The following is a 23,657-nucleotide window of genomic DNA, read 5'->3' on the forward strand; positions in this document are numbered from 1 at the left end:
AAAAAATCCCAGCGTATCAATAGCGACGATAAAATAATTGAGATTAAAATGATAAATACCTGATTAACGCTGAACGCCTCAGTGGGAGAACAACGCTGGTTACCAATATCATCCGCTGGCTGGCCTTTTCGGGTCTCTATATCCTGCTGGCATTCCTGAGCTTTCACACGCGGGATAGCTGGAGCCTCTCCACCACGCTCTGGTTCCCGGCGCCGTTGCTCTTCGCCGCGTTATGGCTAACAGCCCCGCGCGAGTGGCCGCTGTGGCTGGCTACCGCTGGCCTGCTGCATGTGTTTGTTGGGGTCTGGATAGGCCGTCCGCTCGCACTGGCGTGCCTGTTCGCCCTTTTCGACGTTGCGATTTTTCCGCTTTGCGTCGCCGTCTTTCGTCTGAATGCGCAGCTGCCTGCGCTGCGTTTTGCGCGCAGGCCGATTATTGGTGAGCTGGTCTATCCCCTGCAGTTAATACTCAGCATTTTTTGCGGCAGCCTGCTGCTTAATCTGGCACTGCTGCTGTCAGGGTATCCAATTGCGCCACTGCATTTTTTTTCCTGGGTGCTGGCGGCGTTAACCGGCATTCTCGCCATTCTGCCGCTGTTGCGGGAGAACAAGATGCCGTCGCGCCAGCACGTTAACGGGCGGGAAGCTCTGATCCTTGCCGCGAATACGCTTGCGCTGATTACGGGCTACTTTCTCCTGCCCCCGCTCTGGCAAGGGCTAAACTTGCTGCTGGTGCAAACAACGGTGGTTTTACTGAGCGTGTTTGCGCTTTCCGGACGCGGTGTCGGCGCTCTGCTGCTTATCCAGTACCTGATTGTGGTGCTGGCGACCCAGCAGCGAGAAGGGATTTTTTACACGCTAACGCCCGATCTCATCCCGGCAATCTGGCAGGCGCAGTGGTATCTGGTATTTTCGGCGATTTTTGCCAACTGCTTATATCAGTATCGCCGCTGGATCCAACAGCAGCAGGCGCTCGCGACCAGCGCCAGTGCCATCATGATCCGCCTGTCGCAAACGGGTTCATGCGTCGTGTTTCGCCTTTCGATGCCGGAGGAGGAGATCCACTGGCAAGGCAGCACGGAAGCGCTCTTCCCGGATGAGGAAAAGACGCTAAGCACCCTGACGCTTCTGGACGCACACTGCGATACGTCGTTCCTGCCCGATTTTCGCGCCTGGTACTCAAGACAGGGTGAAAACAGCTTTGCCCGGGAAGTTGTCCTGCAAACGCTGCAGGGAAGGCAGATGCGCGGGATGGTGATGTTTCAAAGGATCGATAACACCGCGCATCTGATGGGGGGAGTGAGCCTCTTTCTCACAGCATCCGCTGCAGGATCTCCCGCTGCCCGCTAAAGGTGTATTTCAACACCGCCGCGACATGCCCAAGCAGAATTAAGCCCAGCAGAATGCAGCTATAGCGATGCACCTGGAAGAAAAACGCATTCACTTCGGCGATGGCAATCGGGCGGGAAACCGGCACCAGACCAAACAGGTTGTAATCTTTTTGCAGCATCAGAAAACCGCTAACCAGCACCACCATTATGGTCAGATAAAACAGCTCATGAATAAATACGACCAGCTGTTTTTTACGTCCGGCCACCGTGGCCGGATAGGGCACCGAAGGGCGGAAGAAGCGCCAGACGAAACGCACCATCATGATGGGCGTGGCGATGGTACCAAGCGACATATTCAGCACGGAAAAGAAGGTAAACCAGCGGGTTCCTTCCAGCGCGTGCAGAATATAGCCCATGCACATCGCGTAGATAATGACGGCTGCGACCACCCAGTGCAGAAGGCGAGAAAACCGATCGTAACGTTTGGCAATAACCAGAGAAGTTTGCATAGTCGTTGTCCTGTAAAACATAACAGCACGGCTCCCTGAGAAGCCATGCTGTTTATAAAAGAGGTTATTCAGCTACCCACAAGTTGCGGGCCCGATCCGGCGACCAATGGCTGGCACCTGTATGGCCAATCTGACAGCGGTAAACCTTGCCCTCATAGAGCACTTTATCCCCCACCGCATAGACGGTTCCCGGTGTGAACGCTGTGGCGTTGCCACCCTGACCGCCCTCTTCGCCAGTGCCTTCGTCACCTTCAGGCACGGTAACGGTCACCGCCTGGCTCGGGGCGGCGTAGTTATCGGCGGCGTCATAGGCGATAACCGTGTAGCGGTAGGTCACACCCGGCGTGGTTTGGCTGTCGGTAAAGTTGAGTTCACGGGTATCACCGATCTTTTCCAGACCGCGCCAGATGGCATACCCCGCCACGCCAGTATTATCCTTAGCCGGCAGCCAGCTGAGCGAAACATCCTGCCCCTTCAGCGTGGCCTGCACGCCCTGCACCTGTGTTGGCGCCTGAGTATCTGTTTCGTCGCCCCCATCCGGCAGACTGCCGTCAAGGATGCTCTGGTAGCGGTTCAGGAATTCATAGCCGTAATGTTGACCATTTTTAGTGTTGCCATTGTCCCAGTTCACTGACCAGGTCATGAGCCCTTTTACCGCTTCATTTTTCGCTTCCAGTCGCGAAAGTGCGTTAAAGACACTCTGCGCGTCTCGCACATAGCCGGTTCCTGCCGCATCCGGGTTGGCCGGAAGACCAATCACCAGCTTGTTCGCCGGGATCTTCACATACCCGCGCGTCCCGTTTGCCAGGCTGTCGGTGAGATAGTAAAGGAAAAGCTCTTTTTGACGGTCGCTATAGCCCTTCCCCCATTCCTGCGGCAGCCACCATTCACCGACTTCGTCCTTCTCCTCCTGCGTCATCATATTCACGCCGTCGCCCGCCTGGTTGTAATACTGTGGAGCGATAAAGTCATACACGCCCTCAAGATTTTGCAGGTAGGCTTTGTAGTTCACCCCGCGATCGGACTGAAGATAAGGGAACTCTGGCGCCATGCTGATGATGAAGTGTTTGCCCTGCTGCTGATAATGGTCGCGCACCATTTTCAGCGCCGCCGGGATCACCGTACTGTTGTCAGCCGCGGTAATGGCCGTCTGCTCCAGGTCGATATCAAGACCATCAAAACCATAGCGATCGGTCAGGCGAATAATCTCCGCCGCAAGCGCTTCAGTCTGGTCTTTGTTCAGTGCAATGTGCGCGTCAGCGCCGCCCAGTGAAATCAACACCGCGCGCCCCTGCTCGTTCAGCTCTGCAACCTGAGCGCGGAACTCCTCATCGCTCGCGTTGTAGGGTTTGAAGGTGGGGATATTCCCGCTCTGCCCATCCATGACTTTCATGAAGGAGACGTTGACGACGTTGTAGCCTCTCGGCACCTCACGCAGCGACATATCAGAAGGTAAGCCTCCCTGATAGCCGCGCGCTTTGTCTATCTCTTCCGGGTTAATTCCCCAGTTGTGCCAATAACCGACGAGAATTTTTTTCTGACTGATATCCGGCATCTGTGAGGCGGCGTCGGTTGCGGCCGCATGGCTAAACGTGCTGACCAGCATTCCGCTTAACGCCAGGCCTGCGGCAATAGCGCTCAGAGATATTTTATTTTTCTTTAACATGGGAGATATCCTGCTCCAGGTTTAATAATGAAATCCTGTCCCGCAAGATAGGATATTCATCTCCCTGAAAACAGGAGAACAGCTAACTGCAGCAGCAGATTTAAAACTCGCCAGCCTGGATATGTCTTATAATAAGATTCACGTGAGATTACTTATACTCACACATTGCTACCCAGTTATCGTTAATTTTCATTAGCCAGCTATTTTTATTAATCGGCTTGAATAACAGATTAATATACTGATCATCTTCACTTATCAGAAAGGTCTTCTGCGGAAGTTGATCGCCAACGGCAATTTTTAATTCTGCCACCCGACCATTGATGACGTTTCCTTTCTGTGTCACCGATTTTAACTGCAGGGTTCGGTTGAATACCCGATTTCCGGCCTCATCGGTTTTTACACCAAATAACGTTAGCCTGTGCAGTTTAGGCCACCAGGTGATCACACCATTAAACTGGTAATGTTCCAGGCTTTCATCGATAAACTTGCCGTTACGAATGACGCTGCTGCAGGGCTCGACGGGCACCATTCTGCTCTCCAGGTAGCCGCTGGTCAGGTAAGCCAGCACGCCCCCCAGTGAAACGCTGATGCAAACGCTCAATATGACGAATAGTATTCGTAACCGCATTTTCCCTCCTTAGATAGTTCGCCTTCACATTGCGCAACAAACACTTTCGGACCGTTCGACGCGATGTAAACATTATTGATACCCGCCGGCAGGTCATGCCGCTTTCGCGCCAGCGCCTGCCGATCGACACTGCGCAGCGAAGAGAGATGAAACATGACGCCATCCACGTAGATATTTTCCTGAAAGGCCTTCGGCGTGTCCGCCGTGCAGACCACCACCAGCGTGGGAAGGATAATCAACAAGCTGCACAACACCGTCAGCAAAGCCCCGTATTGACGTGACGGCGTTTTCATTGGCTCCGCCGTGATAGCAGGCAACGACGGGCAATCAACGGGAGTGGGAGAAGGCGCGTTATCAGGCACTTCTGGCGGGCAAGCTGCCTCACTGCCCTGCGTTTCGCAGGGTGCCAGTACCACACCATAACGGGGAATGGTTTTAATGATCGAGCCCGGCAAGCCGGCATTTTGCAGCTTGCGGCGCAGCATTTTTATAAGCTGGTGATAACTGGATTCGCTAACGATCATGCCCTGGTTGAGCCAGATCTCTTCAAATATGGTCTCTTTTTTACATTTGCCGCTGAGTATCAACTCCAGCAAACGACGCTCGTTGGGCGTCAGGTGTATATCACCATGCTCCACGGTTGCCAGAGATGATTTTTCCGGTACGAACGTTACTGACGCTGAAAGAGATATTTCTTCGTTATTCACGGGTAGGTCCTGGATAATAAAATTACAGCGTTTACATTGTTATGACGAAAAAGCGCAGGTATTAACAGTTACATGTCTGTTATCTAATTCAGGCACAAATTAACAACATATCCCTATAAATGATAGTACCTTCGCCATTTGCGCTTTTTCCCGTCCTGATTTTTTCGCGGCCCATTCATGATTTCAGAAAGTTTATTCTGAGTAACGCCTGAGCAATACCTGATATTCAGCCTGAACAATAAGGAATTCCTTTCCGTACCTGAGAAATATCGCCCTCCATGCCGCTATTTCGTGATAAATAACAAACCATTCAGCTGCTCAGAAAAAAATCTATTTCGTAGACTGTGAAAGCTTCGTTACTTTACCTTTCGGTTTTCCATCAGGATCGGCTGATGCCCACCAGCAGCTATACAGCCCCCCACTTTTTAGCTACTCTTTTTCACCTTACTCTGCTCTACACTGTAAGAGTGATGCTAAAGCGCCATTCGCTAAGATGTGCGGTGAACACCTGTCTTTTCCTAACCGGATCGGATGTCATGCAAAAAACCGTTCTGATTGCCGACGACCACCCTGTCTATTTATTAGGCTTGCGCACATTGCTGCAGACGCGCCCGGACCTTTATCGGGTCGTTCATGAAGCGCTCAGTGCTGATGAACTTATGAGTAAACTGGCGCGCGAGCCTGTCGATATCATCATCACCGACCTGAGTATGCCCGGCACGCGAAGCCCGGACGGGCTCATCATGATCCGCTCGCTGATTCGCCATTATCCTCAGAGCATGATTGTGGTGGTCACCATGATCACCAATCCTGAGCTTCTGGACTCGCTGCGTCGCAGCGGGGTACATGCCGTTCTCAACAAAGCCAGCTTGTCCAACAATCTGCTACAGACACTGCGCAGCACTCTACAGGGGCATGTTGAACCGGTGAAACCCCATGCACAATTGACCGAACGGGAAACTGAAGTGCTGCGCCTGCTGGTCCGTGGTTTCACCGTGAACGAGATCAGTGCCCAGCTTAACCGGACAAAGCAGACCATTAGTACGCAAAAAAAGAGTGCCATGAGCAAACTCAACGCAAGAAATGATTTCGAGCTGCTCCAGTGCGCGCAAAGTCTGGGGCTGGTTAGCTGAGCATGCGCAGAGGCTGGCTGGCAACATTATTTATCCTCTTGCTGATAAGCGGGCACGCGGCGGGTAGCGTGCTGCGTGTAGGCCTGCTGAGCGCCGCGCCGCCTTTTCTCGTCATCGACCGGCCGCCGGGGATTCTGGATGATGAGCTCAGCATATTGTTTAGCAATACGCCGCTGCCGGACGTTCAGCGCTTTAGCGACCCGGCATCGGCGCTGGATGCGTTGAAGCGAAAGCGCATCGATGTGTTAATTGCCGCCCAACGTCCTGCTGCCGATCTGGTCGCCAGCGAGCCAATGCTCGCTTTCCCGCTGGCCTCTCTGAGCATAAAAGAGGGTCAAGGCGGAACGCTGTGCTTTCCAGAATTACCGCCAGAGGTCGCGACCCGCTGCTCTGCGACAGGTTCAGCTTCACCGGGTGAAAGCGTCAGGCAGCTGGCAGCAGGGAAAGCGCGGGAATTCATTGCCCCGGAATTTGTTTTGCGTAACTGGCTGACCCACTCTCCCGCCACCACGCTGACCCTGACGCCGCTGGGCGACGCTCCGCCGCTGCATTTTCGCGCATGGGCTCTGCCTGAGCAGGCAAACACGCTGGAAATATTCAACGAGCGTATTCACACCGTTAACCCGGAAGACGCTGAATGGCTGGAACAAAAGTGGCTTCTGCCGGACGGTAGCGTCTTTGACGCTCGCCATTCCCCCGTGAAGGAAAATGCGCCCAAAATCACGCTGCACGTTTTGCTTCCCGCCATTTCACCGCCAATGGTCACGATCACGTCTGACGGGCATATCCAGGGCGTATGGCGCGATCTGCTGCTCAACCTGTTTCCGTCCAACCTGTATAGCCTGACCTTCAACCTTGATGCGCCTCCGCTTCAGTATGCGGAGAACACGTTGCGCATTGTCGCCAGCGCGACGCCACCGTCAAAGAGTGCCATCACGTTTGACTCACTGAGCTGGGCCCTGCTCAGTGAGGACAGCAACCCGCTTTCCGGCGCCTTGTCCGCATTACGGCATAAGCGGATTGCCGTCATGCGCATCTCACCTCTCGTCACGTTACTGCGTCAGGTGTTACCGGCAGATAACCTGGTGCTGGTTAACTCACTCGATCAGGGGTTTGAGTTGCTCAAAGCCGGAGGCGCGGACGGGCTTGCGGGCGACGCGTTTATACTCCATCACCTGCTGCGCCAGCATAACGCCAGTAACCTGTCGCTGACGCCGCTGGCGCTGCCGGAAGTACCGCTATGGTTTGTACCGAATATGTCTGACCCGGCGGATGCCAAAAGGGTGAATGCGGTCATGGCATCCGTCACGCAGGCTGATATCTACGCGAGCCTTAACCTGTCGCAGCCCGCACAGACGACAGCCGCTGCCCCGGCGCAATCGTTATGGCTGGTCATGCTCGCCGTAGTGGCGATTTGTGCGGCATTAGTCGCCCTGCTGACCTTTAGCGCTGCGCAGAGCCAGCGGCGCCAGCGCGAGCGGGACACGGCTGAATTGCACAACGCGCTCTCCCTCTGGCAAACCCTGATGAACAACGTCCCGGTGCCGCTGTTCGTCTGCGATCCGGCCGGGCGGCTGACGCGCTATAACGACTCCTTTATTCACTCACCGTTACTCACGGCATTGCCCGAAGAGGGCACCCCCTTTTCCAGCCTGCCTCTGGGCGAGCTTGCCCAACAGTTTACGTTGCCGCATCGCCTCTCGCTGCTCCATGCCGCGACGCCGTTAACGGGGGAAACCACCCAGAACAACACCACCCTCTACTGGTGGCTTTGCCGCTATACCGATACGCGGGGGCGGCCTCAGGGCGTGGTCGGGGGCTGGATCGACATCACTGAAAAAGCCGCGCTGACCGCTGCGCTCAACCGGGCACTGGCACAGGCGGAGCAGGCCAGCACTGAAAAATCGAACTTCCTCGCCCGCATGAGCCATGACATTCGTACCCCGCTCAACGCCATGCTGGGCCTGCTGGAGATGGAGCGCGACAAAAGCGAATCTCTCAACATCGCCTGGCAGGCAGCAGGGTCATTGCGCGACGTGATTGGCGGCGTACTGGATTTGTCGCGCATTGAAGCAGGCGAGTTAAGGCTGGAGCCACAGGCCTGGCCCCTGTGGCAGACGCTCAACGCCAGCGCGGAGATTTTTGCCAGCAGCGCAAACGCTAAAGGGCTCCACTGGCGCAGCGAGTTGAACGTGCCGCGCGACGGCTGGTTCCTGTTCGATAAAGCCCGGCTGAATCAGGTCATCGCCAATCTGTTGGGCAACGCCATTAAATATACGCCGCAGGGAGAAATTGACTTCCACGCCCGGCTCCACGGTGAACATTTGCAGCTGTTGATTCGTGACACAGGCATTGGTATCCCGGCCGATGCCCTTCCACACCTCGGCCAGCCATGGTTTCAGACTGACAGCAGCACGCCGCAAAGCAGCGGACTCGGCCTGGCGATCTGTTATCAGCTAGTCGAACTGATGGGAGGGAAGCTGACGATAGCCAGCGAAGCGGGAAGCGGTACGCAGGTGACGGTCAGAATACCGCTTCATGCTACCAGCGCTGCGACAACGGTCGATGAGACACTCGTTATTACCCCGCTGCCACAGCATCGCATTATGATTGTTGACGATTTTCCGGCTAACCTGACGGTGTTAGCACTTCAGCTGCAGGAGTTGGGCCAGGAGGTTATTCCTTGCGCTTGCGCAAGCGAAGCGCTTGCGCGCCTTGAAAACGAGCCGGTTGATATCCTGATAACCGACTGCCAGATGGCCCTCTTGGACGGCTATCAGCTCACCTCGTTGATACTTTTGCGCGATATTGCCGGCAGTATCACCGCACCGCCCGCTATCCTCGGCTACACCGCCAGCGCACTGCAGAGTGAGGACGATCGGGCAAAACATGCCGGGATGGACGCGCTATTGCGAAAACCGCTCTCCCTCAACGCCCTGCACCAGGCGCTGGCGCAGCATCACAGCCTGCGCAATCAGGTTCCTGACCTCAGCGAACTCCGGCGTCTGGCCAATGGTCAACCGGAGATCATGACCCTGATGCGCCAGCAAATGCGCGATGCCATTACTCTTGATATTCGTCATTTAGAGGAAAACACCCCGTCACCGCAAACGCTAAGCCAGCTCGCGCATCGTCTGAAGGCCTCGTGGAGCCTCTTTGCCATGCACGACGCTACCCGCACCTGTCAGGCGATGGAAGTGTTGCCGGAGATGCTGGCGGCAGGGATGATAGAGCCTGAAGCCCTGCCTGCGCTGACATCGCGATTCTGCGCGCGCATGGAAGCCAATCTGCAGCAACTCGATACCGCACTGAAGGAATTATCTGACAAGTACTAAAGAATGCTCTGCATAGGATCTGTATCTTTCTGGTCATCCGGCGGCGTTATCCCTGGCGTCGCCCACATTTTCGAAGGAGAAACCATGAAAGTTCGTATCGCTATTGCCGATGAGCACACCATTATTCGTCGTGGCGTCTTATCCATGATCACCAATATGCCGTCTCTTTTCAGCGACGGTTCCCCCCGCCCGGAGTTTTGCATTCAGGGCGATACGGCGTCGCCATCTGAACTGCTTTCACTGCTGTCCCAACATCCTGTCGACATTCTGTTTCTTGGCTTTTCTCTGGCCACCAGCCAAACCGTTAACCCGCTCAACGGAATGGACGGCGTATTACTGATTAAATGGCTCAGCCGTAAATATCCGCAACTTAAGATCATTGTGCTTTCGCCCTACAAAAACACGCAGCTTATCCGCATGTCGCTGGAGGCAGGCGCCAAAGCCTATATTAGCCGGGATACCTGTGAGAAAACCCTGAGCAGAACGCTGACGTCAGTGATCAATGGAGAAGTCTATATTGAGCGCGAGCTGATGCATTCCCTTTTCCAGACCGGTGCGCAAACGGAGCAAGAGCTCTCGCCCCGTGAAATTGATGTGTTGCGGATGCTCTGCAAAGGGATGAGTCTGACAGAGATCGCCAGACAGCTACATTTGAGTAATAAAACCGTCAGCGCCCATAAGCTGCGCGCGATGGAAAAACTGGGGGTAAACAGCGACTGTCAGCTCTATTGCCTGCTTGCTAAAACGCAGATGTTCGATATTGCTATCTGAAATAAAAAAACCGCCTGTAAACAGGCGGTAGAGGCAAACAAACGCCTCAACGGTCGCTCTCAGCAATGACACTCAGGGTCAGAAATGGTATGTCGCAGCCAGCCACCAGACGCGCCCCGGCTCAGGGATTTGCTGATCTGAGGCGTATCCAAACTGGCTGGCCCCCGCCAGATTGAGGTGCTCGCTGTAGTATTTATTGAACAGATTCTCAATACCCACGCGGGACTCGAAATGGTCGTTAAATGTGTAGCCCGCGCTCCACGAAAGCACGCCAAACCCCGCGCTCGGGCCAAGATCCTGGCCGGTGACGTTACCTTTGTTCTGCGCCACGCGATGCTGCGGCGCCACCACACGCCACTGTAATCCGGTACGCCATTTTTGCCCGGTATAGTCCAGCGCCAGCCGTCCTTCGAGCGGGGGCATCTGCGGCAGCGGCTGTTTATCGCTACGATTCTCGCCCCAGGCGTAGCTCAGGCTCCCCGTCACTGCCCAGTTGGGCGTCAGGCTCCAGCTTGCGCCCGTCTCCGCGCCCATTACGGCGGCATTGATATTGCTGGCCTGCGACGGCGTGCGGCTATAATCAAACAAAATGTAATCGGCAGTCCGACCGACATAGGCCGATGCCCAGGCGCTGACCTTGTCGCCGTGAAACTGTACGCCGCTATCCCATTGCAGGGTCTTTTCTGTTTTCAGCTGACGAAAGCTTTGTTCTCCGGCCTTACCGGAAAAAAGCTCCCAGTAATCAGGAAAACGTTCGGTGTAGCCGATACCGCTATAAAGCATGACGGGTGCGTCCGGCACGCGATACTCATAGCGGGTGAACACCCCAGGCAGAAGATCGCGCCGGGAGGTATTTTGCGCGCTGCGCCGATCGTCCGCGCGGAGGCTGTCCAGCCTCGCGCCCATGATGACCGTGTCGTCCGCCGTGACGGACTGGCGCCATTCGCTAAACAAACCCATCTGGGTAAAACGGGCGTCGTCACGCCACGTTCCGGCGTTTTTTTTACGGTGGCTTTTGCGCATTAAGTCTGCGCCAGCGGTAAGCGTGGTGGCTTCATCTTCCCACACGCCGGTAAGGCGACTGCCCATTACCACGCCGCCCACTTCAGACTTACGCTTCGGTCCAACGGGCTGACGCAGGCTGTAGTTATCCATGATGTGATCGGTATCATTGGCATAGAGCTGCCAGCTAAGTTTGCTGACGTGCTCGCTCAGGTGATACTTCTCCAGTTTTAGCGCTGCGCTTTTGCGGGTAAAGCGGCTACCATCCATCATCCGACCAGCATAGCGGGCTTTACCGTCGCTGGCCCCCACGCTTAGTTCCGCCAGCGTGTCCTCATCAGGCGTGAGCCCTACCGTGACGCCGCTGTTCCATCTGCGCCACAGGCCCGGCACGCGGTTGCCGTGACCATCCCGGTAGTCATCCGCCACCGAATGATTACCGTCAAGGCGGACATAGCCGCGCGGGTCGCCAAACGCAAGATTAAGGTTTTGATCCGCGCGTCCGTTAGCGCCCTGCAGCAGCTCAGCGCTGCCTTCCAGCTCTGGTGCGCTGAAATAGTCCGGCTGACGTTCAAAGAGCAGCGTTCCGGCGGAGCCCATTGGCCCCCACAGTACGCTCTGGGGGCCTTTAATGACGGTTATCGTGTCGTAGCTTTGCGGGGTGATATAGGCGGTTGGGGTATCCATGCGCGAACCGCAGCCCCCCTGAGTGCTGACGCCATCCGCAAGCAACGTCAGACGGGAGCCGAACATCCCGCGCAGCACCGGATCGCCGTTACTGCCGCCGCTGCGCAGCACGGAAAAACCCGGTATGTTTTTTAGCGCGCCCGCACCGTCGCTGGCTGGCAATTGTTGTGCTGGAGTATGAGCCGGAGCGATAAATGACGCGGGATCGCGATAGTGCCCCTCAACGGTCATCGACTCTTCAGCATATGCCGGCAAAGCGGCCGCACAGCTGAGGGCCAATAATAGTGGACGGGAGGCGATCAGGGAGCGAATACCGCTCGCGGTGATACCAGACATAACACAATTCCGTTTCGGTAAAGAAAATAAGCAAGGCGCTTATTGTCTTCATCCCCTGTAACGGAATACACGACCTGTGGGCAAGAAGGCCCTCAGGGAAATCAGGAAATATCTGGCGTCTAACGGAAATCTCAGGGGCTCTGTTCAGAGCTCTTCGCCCAGGCGGGCCGTTTGCTGTCGTAAAAAATCCATCAACCGCAAGCAGGCCGGAGAGAGCGGCTGCCCGGCGTTTTTGACGATCCCCACATCCATATAGGTAATACAGTCATCAATGGTTCGCCGGATCACGCGCTGGCCGCTGAGCGCCCACGGGCGATAGACCAGATCGGATAAAATCGTAACGCCCTTACCCTGTGCAACCAGGCTTCGAATCGCCTCAAAGGAGTTGGTGCGAAAATGAATATCAGGATGGCAGCCCCGGCTTTGCCAGTAGTCGGATATTACATCGGGATAGTCGTCCGTCACCAGCAACAAGAATGGCACCTTTTCCACCTCTTTTAACCGAAGCTCCGGCACGCTGAGGAGAGGATGACCGATGGCGGTCCATAGACGGCGCGGCGAACGGATCCACGTTTCTACCTCAAGCGTACTATCGTGGCTGATATTAGAGGTCAGCAAAAGACAAAAATCGAGCTCTCCCTGACGCAAACCCTGAAGCAGCTGTGATGCGGGCGCCTCATGGAACGCCGTCTCCAGCAGCGGAAAACGCTGCGCGATATCGCCCCAGAGATTGGGCAGCAGATAAGCGGAAAGGGTTTCGGCAATACCAATGCGCACGACGCCGTTGATCGCCTCTGGCTGCTGATGGAGATCCTCCACCGCCGCGCGGCTATCGTGGAGGATCTTGCGGGCATGGTTAAGAAATCGCTCGCCCACGGGCGTCAACTGGATCCCTTTTGCATGGCGGATAAAAAGGGGGGCATTTACCGCCTCCTCCAGGTTACGCATTGAGACCGTCATGGAAGATTGCGATATATGGCAACGGCTGGCCGCTTTGGAAATTTGTAGTGTTTCCGCTAACGCAATGTAGAACTCAAGTTGCCTGAGAGTAAACTTCATAGTTTCAGCCAATACCGGAACATGAAAATATTATATTAGCATTTAATTCTGCACCGGCAGTACTCTTAAGGCAGACAAAATGTTTATTTTCAGGAGCCTCTATGCCCTATTTTTTACTCAGTCTCGCGGCCTGTTTTTGGGGGGGGAATTATGTCGTCGGTCATTTACTGGTGGCGCATGCAGACCCGATTATATTATCCGCCGCACGCTGGATACTGACGGCTCTTTTCTTATCTATGCTTTACATCAGACAGATTCGCGCCCAGTGGCCAATGATGAAAAAGGCGAGAGGTACGATTATATTTCTTGCGCTGTGCGGACAGGTTATGTTCCCACTCACGCTGTATATCGGCCTGCAATATACTTCATCTCTTAATGCAGCTATTTATTTATCCACAACGCCAGCCCTGGTTTTATTGATAAATAAGCTGGTATTTAAAGAGAAAATATCAGTGCAGAATATTGCAGGCGTTGTTCTCAGTTCATTGGGCGTCGTCTGGCTGGTCATGCAGGGCGATCTGCTGCATCTGGATACGCTTAAAAATCTTAATCGCGGCGATATCTGGACCATGGGTTCTGCCGCCAGCTGGGCCGTTTATTGTGCCTTCTTGCGGATGAAGCCGCATAACGTCGGTGGGAATGCCTTTGTGGCCGTGAGCGCGATCTTCGGTGCACTGGTGTTGTTACCGGTACTGGCGATATCGTTGATAAAGACAGGCTTACCAGACTGGACGGCCTATACTGCGCCTGGCTTTTTAAGCGGACTGCTGTACCTGGTGGTCTTTCCTTCCTGGCTCTCTTACCTGCTGTGGAATAAAGGCATTGCGGCTATCGGTGCAACCCGCGGGGAAATTTATTCACACCTCATTCCACTGAGCGGCGGTCTGTTCAGCGTGATGTTCCTGCACGTTACGTTGCATTCGTATCATCTGGTCAGCACGGTACTGATTCTGTGTGGTATAGCACTCTGCTCTCGCGCCTCGCAAAGGAAAGTCGTGAAGATTGAACGCGCAGACGAAAACGTACAGATATGAAAAAGGCCCACGTTATAAATAACGTGGGCCTGAATAGTGGCGGAACGGACGGGACTCGAACCCGCGACCCCCTGCGTGACAGGCAGGTATTCTAACCGACTGAACTACCGCTCCACTGTTCCCGCTTGGGGAACGAGGCGCATATTACGGTGTGCCTCCGATCTCGTCAACGCTTTTTCTCACGTTTTGAATCGTTTGCTGCAAAATTCACCCAACCGATGATTTTACAGGCATTATGGCGTTTTTTCAGGCGCGCCACATGCAGCTTCCGCCCTTCTTTTGCACCAGGTCGAGACGGGATTCATGATTAAGCAGTTCTTCATCACTGGCTAAAACCACCCGCAAGCGGCTTGCCTGGCGGACAACGCGCTGAATGCCCGCTTCACCCTGCGTCTGCTGTGACTCATTTTCCATGCTGAACTTCATCGACGTTTGACCGCCGGTCATCGCCAGATAGACATCGGCCAGGATCTGGGCATCGAGCAATGCCCCGTGCAGCGTTCGCTTGGTGTTATCTATTTCGTAACGTGAACAGAGTGCATCGAGACTGTTACGCTTGCCGGGAAACATCTTCCTCGCCAGCGCCAGGCTATCGGTTACTTTGCAAAAGGTGTTTGTTTTCGGAATATCGCGATGGAGCTTACTAAACTCATAGTCCATAAAGCCGATATCGAACGAGGCGTTATGGATGATGAGCTCGGCGCCTCTGATGTATTCCAGAAACTCGTCTGCCACCTCACCAAAGGTCGGTTTATCCAGCAAGAACTCATCGGCAATACCGTGAACGCCGAACGCTTCTGGATCCACCAGCCGATCGGGTTTGAGGTACACGTGGAAGTTGTTCCCCGTGAGACGACGGTTCACCACTTCAACGGCGCCGATCTCAATGATCTTGTGCCCTTCGTAGTGCGCGCCGATCTGGTTCATACCGGTGGTTTCGGTATCGAGGACAATCTGGCGAGTAATTGCAGTGCTCATAGCGGTCATTTATGTCAGACTTATCGTTTAACTGAACGTTTCAAATACAGGAAGTCTACCAGAGATGCGTAAACAGGTAGAAATTTTCACCGATGGATCTTGTCTCGGCAACCCAGGGCCCGGCGGCTACGGCGCGATTATGCGCTATCGCCAGCATGAAAAAACTTTTAGCGAAGGCTATTTCCTGACCACCAACAACCGTATGGAGTTGATGGCGGCCATTGTGGCGCTGGAAGCCCTGAAAGAGCACTGCGACGTGGTGCTCAGTACCGACAGCCAGTACGTTCGCCAGGGCATTACCCAGTGGATCCATAACTGGAAAAAACGCGGCTGGAAAACAGCAGATAAAAAACCGGTTAAAAATGTCGACCTCTGGAAGCGTCTGGATGCGGCATTAGGTCAGCACCAAATCAAATGGGAATGGGTAAAAGGACATGCAGGCCACCCGGAAAACGAACGCTGCGACGAACTGGCGCGCGCGGCGGCTTTGAACCCGGCCCATGAGGATGCAGGCTACCAGCCTGAATCCTGATCAGGGTTTTCTGTACTGTCGCGTTGCGCCAACGGTCTGCCGGATAGGCGTTTTCGACTTGCTCTGCTTCATTGGGTTAAGCGTAAGGGGGATGGTTCGCTTACGCGCGACGATAAACTGCATGCAGCCTAAGGCGGGCAAATGCGTGCTCAACAAGACTCCCCCCTGCCGCGCCCACGGCAGTACCTGAAAACCGCCGTAGCAGAGCACTTCAAAGTTCAGCAGCGAAAGCCAGTCGAGCTGGCGCATCATGGTGAACATCCGGCTGTTATAGGGTGGCGTTCGGCGCAGCACCGGCACCAGCTTGCGCAGCCCCATCAGGCTCAGCGGATTGAATCCGCTGAGGATCAGCCAGCCGTCGTCAATCAGCACGCGATCGGCTTCACGCAGCATACGGTGAGGATCGCTGCACCAGGGCAACGCATGTGCAAGAAGGCACGCATCCACGGATTTCTCAGCAAACGGCAGATGCAACGGGTCTGCCTTCACCTGAACCGGCGATCCGCCGAGCGAGACATTAACCTGATGTGAGATAGCGCAGCTCTCGGTATTGATTTCCGCGCTGAGATTGCCAATCTTAAGCAGGTGAAAGCCATACATTTTCGCGAGCCAGGGCTTCAGCTGTTGCTCCAGTGCCTCGCGATAGTATTCACCCCAGGGCAATTCGGCCCAACGTTCCGGTGCTGCGACAGTCTGAGGTATCCTTGCCGGTTTCATCAAAACACCCGCCACGCTATAAGAGGTAATGTATGAATCTTATCAGTATTCCCGCTTTTGAGGACAATTACATCTGGGTTTTAGTCGACGACGCTCGCCGATGCGTCATTGTCGATCCCGGCGAATCCGCCCCTGTACTGCGCGCTATAAATGAGAACGACTGGCTGCCTGAAGCCATTCTGTTGACGCATCACCATAACGATCATACCGGCGGCGTGCAGGAACTCTGCGCCCATTTCCCGCATCTTGTGGTTTACGGACCGGCTGAGACACAAAATAAAGGAACGACGCAAGTAGTCGAAGAGGGCGAAAATATCCTCATCCGCGAGTGGGAGTTTTCCGTATTTGCTACACCGGGTCACACTTTGGGACATCTGTGTTTCTACAGCAAACCTTATCTTTTTTGTGGCGACACCTTGTTCTCTGGCGGCTGCGGAAGACTGTTTGAAGGCACGCCAGAACAAATGTACCAGTCTTTACAAAAAATTAGCGCATTACCCGACGATACTCTTATTTGTTGCGCCCATGAGTATACATTAGGGAATATGAAGTTTGCTGTGAGCCTCTTACCCGAGGATCGAGCGATTCAGGATTATTATCACAAAGTGAAGGAGTTACGTGCAAAAAACCAAAATACACTGCCCGTAATTCTGAAAAATGAGCGCCAGATTAATTTATTTTTACGAACAGATGATATTGATTTAATTAATAAAATTAACCAAGAAACAAATTTGCAACAACCAGAACAACGATTTGCATGGTTAAGGTCAAAGAAAGATAACTTCAGATAAATGCGGGTTGCCTTTTCAAAATTTCGCCGTTATCATCGCTCGTCTTTTAAGCAACTATTGACACACACATGAAGGCAAAAGCGATATTACTCGCCTCTGTCCTGCTTGTAGGTTGCCAGTCGCAGAACGGCAGCAACGTACAACAGCACGCACAGAGCCTTTCTGCAGCTGGTCAAGGGGAAGCAGGGAAGTTTACAAGTTCGGCGCGCTGGATGGACGATGGGACATCTTTCGCGCAGGAGCAAGACTTGTGGACCTCTATTGGCGACGAGCTAAAGATGGGAATTCCGGAAAACAGCCGGATTCGCGAACAGAAACAGAAGTATTTAAGAAATAAGAGCTATCTCCACGATGTAACGTTACGGGCAGAGCCGTATATGTACTGGATAGCCGGGCAAGTTAAAAAACGTAACATGCCTATGGAGCTGGTACTCCTACCCATAGTGGAGAGCGCTTTTGACCCACACGCGACGTCTGGCGCCAATGCCGCAGGTATTTGGCAGATCATTCCGAGCACCGGGCGAAACTATGGTCTGAAACAGACCCGCAACTATGATGCGCGTCGCGATGTTGTCGCTTCAACGACAGCCGCTCTCGACATGATGCAACGTCTGAACAAGATGTTTGACGGCGACTGGCTGTTAACGGTCGCAGCGTATAACAGTGGCGAAGGTCGTGTACTGAAGGCAATGAAAGCGAATAAAGCACGGGGTAAATCCACCGATTTTTGGTCGCTCTCACTGCCACAGGAAACGAAGATTTACGTACCGAAGATGCTGGCCTTGAGCGATATTCTCAAGAACAGCAAGCGTTACGGTGTACAACTGCCAACACCAGACGAAAGTCGTGCACTGGCGCGCGTTCGCCTCAGCAATCCGGTTGATATCCAACAGGTTGCTGATATGACGGGTATGTCGGTAAGTAAATTGAAAACCTTTAATGCAGGCGTTAAAGGCTCGACGCTGGGGGCAAGCGGCCCGCAGTATGTAATGGTTCCGCAGAAACATGCTGCGCAGTTACGTGAGTCTTTAGCATCGGGTGAGATTGCCGCCGTTCAGTCAACGCTGATCGCCGATGCCTCATCCGTTAGCAGCCGCAGCTATAAGGTGCGTTCAGGTGATACGCTTTCAGGCATTGCTTCACGTCTTGGCGTGACGGCGAAAGATCTGCAGCAGTGGAATAATCTGCGTAGTTCAGGGCTGAAAGTGGGTCAGACTTTGACCGTGGGTGCAGGTAGCAGCGCACAGCGTCTCGCCAGCAACAGCGATAGCATTACCTATCGCGTGCGCAAAGGCGATTCACTGTCCAGTATCGCAAAACGACACGGCGTGAACATCAAAGATGTGATGCGCTGGAATAATGATACTGACAATCTGAAACCGGGCGACCAGCTGACGCTGTTTGTGAAGAACAGCGCCACGCCAGACTCCTGATAGCACGTTCGAAAGATAAAAAGGCACCGATTCCCCTCGGTGCCTTTTTGCTTATCCCGCTTTTTGCGCTTCAGCCATGATGGTATCGCTGGTAAACGAGCCATCGTCCTGCAGTTCAAAGTATGCCTTTACCTCTGCGGACGCACTCTCCTGATACAGCCTGATCGCCTGGCTTAACGCTTCCGGGGTACGCATACGCGCGATCCACGAGCTGAACTCCAGCGGTAAACGGTCTGTTATTAACGAGCGCGCAATCAGCCCGGCTTCAGTGATAAACGATAACCACTCCCCGCTGGCGTAGTTTTGCACGTGGGAGGTATCGCGCAGCGCTTCGACCGTCTGCAGCCAGATATTGCGCACCGGATGTCCAGGGGACATCACATCCATAATAATGAAGATGCCACCCGGCTTAAGAACACGTTTGACTTCGCGTAATGCCAGGCCGACATCATGCCAGTGGTGCGCGGAGTAACGGCTGATAACCACCTCAAACGATGCATCATCAAAAGGTAAGGACTCGGCATAGCCCTGGCGCGTATCAATATTGTCCAGCCCCTTCGCTTTCGCCGCCTCGGCAACAACGTCCAGCATCTGGCTGGATAAATCATACGCGGTAACGCGGGCCACCTGCTGCGCAGCCGTGAAGCTGGCGTGCCCTGCCCCACAACCCAAATCCAGCACGTGGGCCTGAGGGAACGCCGACAGGCGTTCACCGAGACGCACCAGATCGCGTCCTGAGGCATGCACGGCGCTGCTCAGATAGGCACTTGCCTGAGAACCAAACTGTTTTTCTACGTTGTCATGATGGGAGCGTGTTGTTGTCATCGTACTGTCCTTTGTTGGTTAAAAATAAAAGGGCAGCACCCGCGCAGGCCTGCCCCACGGCAGACCTGACACACCGTTATTTATCAGGTTTGCCGGGACTGAATTCAACTAGTAGAGGGTTGTGATCCGAAGCGCGCGTCACCAGAACAGAGGCGTCGTGCACGTTCAAACCGCGATAGAAGACAAAGTCGAGAGGACGACCGAACGCTTTTTTGCGCTGATCGTCGCTAAAACGAACTTCACGCAGCGACATTTCGCGCGCAAAGCGATACAGCGCATTCATGCGCGGACGGCTCCAGGCGTTAAAATCGCCTGCCATAATGATGGGGCCGCTGTGATGGGCAATTTGATCGCCGATCGGAAGTAACTGCTTACTGTAGACATCCACGCCCAGGCTAAAGTTTACCGCGTGGATATTCACGACCATCAGCATACGGGTATCCGGCAGCGGGTAGACCGTCACCAGGGCTGATTTTGCCAGACGCAGGATAGGTTCGCGCTCGCGGAGCGGGCAACAGTAGACCGGATGTGCAGCAGAAAGCGTCATTACGCCAGAGGGATGCTGCGGCAGGACAAATGCCGGCACCTGATCGGCGGCAAGGTAGTTAGTGGTGGCAAACCGTACCAGTTCAGGGGTAGTTTGCGCCTCCTGGAGCAAAACCAGATGGGCATCTTTTCCAAAATTTTTGAGTACCGATAACCACTCAGCACGCTGCTGCTTGAAGATATTCCAGACCAGCACCCGGATTTTATCATCGCTGCTTAACGGTGTGCCGGCGGGTAATGCCTGGCTTATGCTCGCAAACGACCCCGGAGGCAAGATCCTCTCCGCGGGCATTCCGGCAACATAACGCATGGCATAGGTATTTTTTCGCACTTTTGGAAACAGCCCCTGTAACATGAACCAGCCCTGAAAACGGACTGGTTCTAATGTTATAGGGACTTTAGGTCACACTTTCAACGCAATTTCTGAGAAACCGCTTTCCAGTTTTGTAAGCAAGCACTTACTGATGTTATCCCAGCGCGACGCGGGCTGGCTTATCAAGGCGCCCACTCAGGCCAATCAGCAGGAAGGCCACCAGGACAATCACCGCGCCAATCCATGGGGTCTGGGTTAATCCGAAGTGTTCGACGGTTTGTCCGCCGATAATGGAGCCCAGCGCGATACCGATATTGAAAGCGGCAATATTCAGACCCGATGCAACATCCACCGCATTTGGCGTATAGAGTTCGGCTTTCTGGACAACGTAAACCTGAAGCCCGGGCACATTACCGAAGGCGAAGATCCCCATGACCAGTACGGTGATCAGCGCGGCGTATTGCATTGAAGCCGTGAACTGGAAAATCATCAGCAGAACGACCAGGGCGGCGAAGATAAACTTCAGCGCCGGTACCGCACCATGCTTATCCGCAAGCTTGCCGCCCCAGATATTGCCAATGGCCACAGAAATGCCGTATCCCAGCAAAATCCAGCTCACGGCATTGGGGGAGAAGCCCGCCAGGTCCTGCATCATTGGTGCCAGGAAGGTGAAGGCGGTGAATACGCCACCATAGCCCAGAGCCGTGACCGCGTAGATGATCAGCAAACGCGGATGGGTAAGCACCTTCAACTGATCGCTCAGGCTTGCGCTTGCCCGGCCCGGGATATTCGACGGTACCAGCAGCAGGCTAGCCACGAGGGCAATAACACCCAGTAAGGAGACGGCCAGGAACGTTTCACGCCAACCGAAATGCTGTCCGATAAACGTTCCCAACGGTACGCCCGTGACCAGTGCGACGGTCAACCCACCGAACATGATTGCGATAGCCGAGGCCGCTTTCTCTTTGGGAACCAGGCTGGTTGCAATGGTGGAGCCAATCGAGAAGAACACACCGTGTGCCAGGCCGGTCAGCAGACGGGCAATCACCAGCGTAGTGTAGTCCGGCGCCTGCCAGGCCAGAATGTTGCCGGCGGTAAACAGCACCATCAGCGCAACTAACAGCTGCTTACGCGGAAAACGTCCAGTCAGGGCCGTCAGCACCGGCGCGCCGACGGCAACACCAAGGGCGTAGATAGACACCAGTAACCCGGCTGAGGGTAGCGAGATCACAAGCTGGTTAGCGATGGTGGGAACCAGTCCCACGATAACAAATTCGGTCGTGCCAATTGCAAAGGCACTGATCGTCAGGGCAAGTAGCGCCAGTGGCATAAAATACTCCGTATCATCAGGATTAAGATGACAGGCAGTATGCGCCAGTGTTTAAATAACAAAAATGGTCAAAATATCAATAGAATTTTGCGGATGGTGCAACAATGAAAGCAACGTCGGAAGAGCTGACAATCTTTGTCGCCGTCGTCGAAAGCGGCAGCTTTAGCCGCGCAGCCGAGCAACTGGGACAGGCTAACTCGGCCATTAGCCGTTCAGTGAAAAAACTGGAGATGAAGCTTGGCGTGAGTCTGCTCAACCGAACGACGCGGCAGCTGAGCCTGACGGAAGAAGGAGAACGTTATTTCCGCCGCGTGCAGTCGGTGCTGCAGGAGATGGCCGCAGCGGAGACGGAGATTATGGAAACCCGCAGCACGCCGCGTGGATTGCTGCGCATTGATGCGGCCACGCCGGTTGTGCTTCATTTCCTGATGCCGCTAATCAAACCTTTCCGTGAACGCTATCCGGAGATGACGCTTTCTCTGGTCTCGTCCGAGACGTTTATTAACCTCATCGAGCGAAAAGTGGATGTAGCTATTCGCGCAGGAACGCTAACGGATTCCAGCCTGCGGGCCCGTCCGCTATTTGCCAGCTACCGCAAAATTATCGCGTCGCCACAGTATATTGCTGAACATGGTAAACCGGAGACCGTTGAAGAACTGAAGCAGCACCTGTGCCTGGGCTTTACGGAGCCGGTGTCGCTGAACACCTGGCCTGTTGCCTGTCACGATGGTCAGCTTCATGAAATTACCTGCGGATTATCGTCTAACAGCGGAGAAACGCTGAAGCAGCTTTGCCTGGAAGGAAATGGGATCGCCTGCCTGTCAGACTATATGATTGATAAGGAGATAGCGCGGGGTGAACTGGTAGAGCTGATGGCCGATAAACGTCTGCCGGTAGAGATGCCTTTTAGCGCAGTGTATTACAGCGACAGAGCGGTGAGTACGCGCATTCGTGCCTTTATTGATTTTCTGAGCGAGCATATAAAAACAGCTCCCGGAGGAGCTGTGTGAGGGTTCAGGTGACAGAGGGTGGGCCAAACTTAATCCCAGTCAGGAGCTAAACCTTCCGGACTGACCAGGCGATCGTTGCACTCCAAAGCTGCGATCGCTTTTTTGTCATCGTCATCCAGATGAAGATCGAGCGCTAGCAGGTTGCTGGCCAGGTTTTCACGCTTAGTTGATGATGGGATCACGGCATAACCTTCACTCATTGCCCATGCCAGAATCACCTGCGCAGCAGTGGCGTTATGTTTCTCTGCGATACGCGTAATCACTTCATCTTTCAGTGCCTTACCGTAGGCCAGCGTCATGTATGAGGTGATGTGGATCCCATGCTGTTTTGCCCAGTCAACGACTTTGCGGTTTTGCAGGTATGGAGACAGCTCAATCTGGTTGGTCGCAATATTCTCAGCGCCAACAGCGGCAATCGCCTTTTCCATCAGCGGAATGGTGAAGTTCGAGATCCCAATTTCGCGGGTTAAGCCCTGCTTTTTCGCTTCCAGCAGCGCCTGCATGAACTCCTCCACTGAAACGGCATCGTTCGGCGATGGCCAGTGAATTAACGTCAGATCGACATAATCGGTGCGCAGTTTCTTCAGGCTCTCTATCAGGCTTGGGATGAGCTTGTCTTTGCTGAGATTTTCTATCCAGATTTTGGTGGTGATGAACAGCTCATTGCGCGGTACACCGCTCTCTTCGAGAGCTTGTCCAACAGCAGCTTCGTTTTCATAGATCTGTGCCGTATCAATTGCGCGATAGCCAAGTTCAAGAGCGGTTTTAACTGATGCGATAACAACGTCGTCTTTCAGGCGGAAGGTGCCCAGACCAAATGCAGGGAGAGTCATACTATTCCTCAATCATTATGTTCGTAAAGTGAGGAAGATTATCGCTGGCGCTGTTATGGAGAAAAAGATCGCAAAATGCAGAGGATTTTTGCTAATTTAGCAATAATTAAACGATAGATAAGAAAAAAGCCCTGAGCGTTAGCTCAGGGCTT

At 54.1% G+C, this 23,657-nt stretch carries 21 protein-coding genes and 1 tRNA gene; 9 read left to right on the plus strand and 13 right to left on the minus strand.

Annotated features, from left to right (window positions below; translation table 11 throughout):
- Positions 1-215 precede the first annotated feature (215 nt).
- On the plus strand, positions 216-1,349 hold the full coding sequence (locus AB8818_RS09890) for a hypothetical protein (protein WP_192984668.1): 1,134 nt from the start codon (positions 216-218) through the stop codon (positions 1,347-1,349).
- Here AB8818_RS09890 and AB8818_RS09895 read toward each other — a convergent pair.
- From AB8818_RS09895 to AB8818_RS09910, 4 genes are all read right to left on the minus strand, one after another.
- The gene (locus AB8818_RS09895) at positions 1,312-1,839 is read right to left on the minus strand and encodes a cytochrome b (protein WP_163331086.1); all 528 of its coding nucleotides are present in this window, start codon (positions 1,837-1,839) and stop codon (positions 1,312-1,314) included. The two genes, AB8818_RS09890 and AB8818_RS09895, sit on opposite strands and share 38 nt — an antisense overlap.
- Positions 1,840-1,903: 64 nt before the next feature.
- Positions 1,904-3,505 (minus strand): glycosyl hydrolase family 18 protein, encoded by a 1,602-nt coding sequence (locus tag AB8818_RS09900; RefSeq protein ID WP_269837462.1) that lies wholly within the window; start codon positions 3,503-3,505, stop codon positions 1,904-1,906.
- A 148-nt stretch (positions 3,506-3,653) separates the two neighbouring features.
- Entirely contained in the window at positions 3,654-4,073 is a 420-nt protein-coding gene (locus AB8818_RS09905; RefSeq protein ID WP_371199867.1) for a hypothetical protein, read from the minus strand.
- 29 nt (positions 4,074-4,102) lie between these two features.
- A complete protein-coding gene (locus AB8818_RS09910; RefSeq protein WP_192984670.1) occupies positions 4,103-4,840 on the minus strand; it encodes a transcriptional regulator in 738 nt (245 codons plus the stop codon).
- A gap of 536 nt (positions 4,841-5,376) precedes the next feature.
- Between AB8818_RS09910 and AB8818_RS09915 the strand changes: the two genes are divergently transcribed.
- From AB8818_RS09915 to AB8818_RS09925, 3 genes are all read left to right on the plus strand, one after another.
- Positions 5,377-5,973, plus strand: coding sequence for a response regulator transcription factor (locus AB8818_RS09915; protein WP_116344039.1), 597 nt, complete (start codon positions 5,377-5,379; stop codon positions 5,971-5,973).
- Positions 5,974-5,975: 2 nt separating this feature from the next.
- Complete coding sequence (locus AB8818_RS09920) at positions 5,976-9,308, plus strand: ATP-binding protein (protein ID WP_192984672.1); 3,333 nt, start codon at positions 5,976-5,978, stop codon at positions 9,306-9,308.
- Positions 9,309-9,392: 84 nt separating this feature from the next.
- Complete coding sequence (locus AB8818_RS09925; protein ID WP_163331089.1) at positions 9,393-10,079, plus strand: response regulator transcription factor; 687 nt, start codon at positions 9,393-9,395, stop codon at positions 10,077-10,079.
- Positions 10,080-10,157: 78 nt separating this feature from the next.
- Here AB8818_RS09925 and AB8818_RS09930 read toward each other — a convergent pair whose 3' ends face one another.
- Both AB8818_RS09930 and AB8818_RS09935 read right to left on the minus strand, forming a co-directional pair.
- Positions 10,158-12,104 (minus strand): TonB-dependent copper receptor, encoded by a 1,947-nt coding sequence (locus AB8818_RS09930; protein ID WP_192984674.1) that lies wholly within the window; start codon positions 12,102-12,104, stop codon positions 10,158-10,160.
- A 144-nt stretch (positions 12,105-12,248) separates the two neighbouring features.
- Positions 12,249-13,163: a LysR family transcriptional regulator gene (locus tag AB8818_RS09935; RefSeq protein WP_116344035.1), complete on the minus strand. Its 915-nt coding sequence runs from the start codon at positions 13,161-13,163 to the stop codon at positions 12,249-12,251.
- A 101-nt stretch (positions 13,164-13,264) separates the two neighbouring features.
- Here AB8818_RS09935 and AB8818_RS09940 point away from each other — a divergent pair, with 101 nt between their 5' ends.
- Entirely contained in the window at positions 13,265-14,197 is a 933-nt protein-coding gene (locus AB8818_RS09940; protein ID WP_192984676.1) for a DMT family transporter, read from the plus strand.
- A 37-nt stretch (positions 14,198-14,234) separates the two neighbouring features.
- Here the strand turns inward: AB8818_RS09940 and AB8818_RS09945 are convergent.
- Both AB8818_RS09945 and dnaQ read right to left on the minus strand, forming a co-directional pair.
- Positions 14,235-14,311: transfer RNA gene (locus AB8818_RS09945), tRNA-Asp, on the minus strand.
- Positions 14,312-14,443: 132 nt separating this feature from the next.
- Positions 14,444-15,175, minus strand: coding sequence for a DNA polymerase III subunit epsilon (gene dnaQ, locus AB8818_RS09950; protein ID WP_204320751.1), 732 nt, complete (start codon positions 15,173-15,175; stop codon positions 14,444-14,446).
- Between the two features lie 64 nt (positions 15,176-15,239).
- Here dnaQ and rnhA point away from each other — a divergent pair, with 64 nt between their 5' ends.
- Positions 15,240-15,707: a ribonuclease HI gene (gene rnhA / locus AB8818_RS09955; protein ID WP_028015610.1), complete on the plus strand. Its 468-nt coding sequence runs from the start codon at positions 15,240-15,242 to the stop codon at positions 15,705-15,707.
- Here the strand turns inward: rnhA and AB8818_RS09960 are convergent, their stop codons facing one another.
- Positions 15,708-16,424 (minus strand): class I SAM-dependent methyltransferase, encoded by a 717-nt coding sequence (locus AB8818_RS09960; protein WP_050863228.1) that lies wholly within the window; start codon positions 16,422-16,424, stop codon positions 15,708-15,710.
- A 32-nt stretch (positions 16,425-16,456) separates the two neighbouring features.
- Between AB8818_RS09960 and gloB the strand changes: the two genes are divergently transcribed.
- Entirely contained in the window at positions 16,457-17,215 is a 759-nt protein-coding gene (gloB, locus tag AB8818_RS09965; protein ID WP_166710175.1) for a hydroxyacylglutathione hydrolase, read from the plus strand.
- A gap of 68 nt (positions 17,216-17,283) precedes the next feature.
- The gene (mltD, locus tag AB8818_RS09970) at positions 17,284-18,648 is read left to right on the plus strand and encodes a murein transglycosylase D (RefSeq protein ID WP_028015607.1); all 1,365 of its coding nucleotides are present in this window, start codon (positions 17,284-17,286) and stop codon (positions 18,646-18,648) included.
- Between the two features lie 51 nt (positions 18,649-18,699).
- Here mltD and AB8818_RS09975 read toward each other — a convergent pair whose 3' ends face one another.
- From AB8818_RS09975 to AB8818_RS09985, 3 genes are all read right to left on the minus strand, one after another.
- Complete coding sequence (locus AB8818_RS09975) at positions 18,700-19,473, minus strand: class I SAM-dependent methyltransferase (RefSeq protein WP_192984678.1); 774 nt, start codon at positions 19,471-19,473, stop codon at positions 18,700-18,702.
- A gap of 76 nt (positions 19,474-19,549) precedes the next feature.
- Positions 19,550-20,350 carry an endonuclease/exonuclease/phosphatase family protein gene (locus AB8818_RS09980; protein WP_061099701.1) on the minus strand — a complete coding sequence of 267 codons (801 nt, stop codon included), beginning with the start codon at positions 20,348-20,350 and terminating at the stop codon, positions 19,550-19,552.
- A gap of 136 nt (positions 20,351-20,486) precedes the next feature.
- Positions 20,487-21,662 carry an MFS transporter gene (locus AB8818_RS09985; RefSeq protein ID WP_192984681.1) on the minus strand — a complete coding sequence of 392 codons (1,176 nt, stop codon included), beginning with the start codon at positions 21,660-21,662 and terminating at the stop codon, positions 20,487-20,489.
- A 104-nt stretch (positions 21,663-21,766) separates the two neighbouring features.
- On the opposite strand from AB8818_RS09985, the gene yafC reads away from it, so the two are divergent.
- Positions 21,767-22,672, plus strand: a complete 906-nt coding sequence (gene yafC / locus AB8818_RS09990) for a DNA-binding transcriptional regulator YafC (RefSeq protein WP_028015603.1) — start codon at positions 21,767-21,769, stop codon at positions 22,670-22,672.
- Positions 22,673-22,701: 29 nt separating this feature from the next.
- Here the strand turns inward: yafC and dkgB are convergent, their stop codons facing one another.
- Complete coding sequence (gene dkgB, locus AB8818_RS09995) at positions 22,702-23,505, minus strand: 2,5-didehydrogluconate reductase DkgB (RefSeq protein ID WP_116344029.1); 804 nt, start codon at positions 23,503-23,505, stop codon at positions 22,702-22,704.
- Positions 23,506-23,657: the final 152 nt, after the last annotated feature.

The sequence above is a fragment of the Enterobacter sp. KB-280D8 genome, assembly GCF_041399405.1.
Lineage (GTDB): Bacteria > Pseudomonadota > Gammaproteobacteria > Enterobacterales > Enterobacteriaceae > Enterobacter > Enterobacter cloacae_N.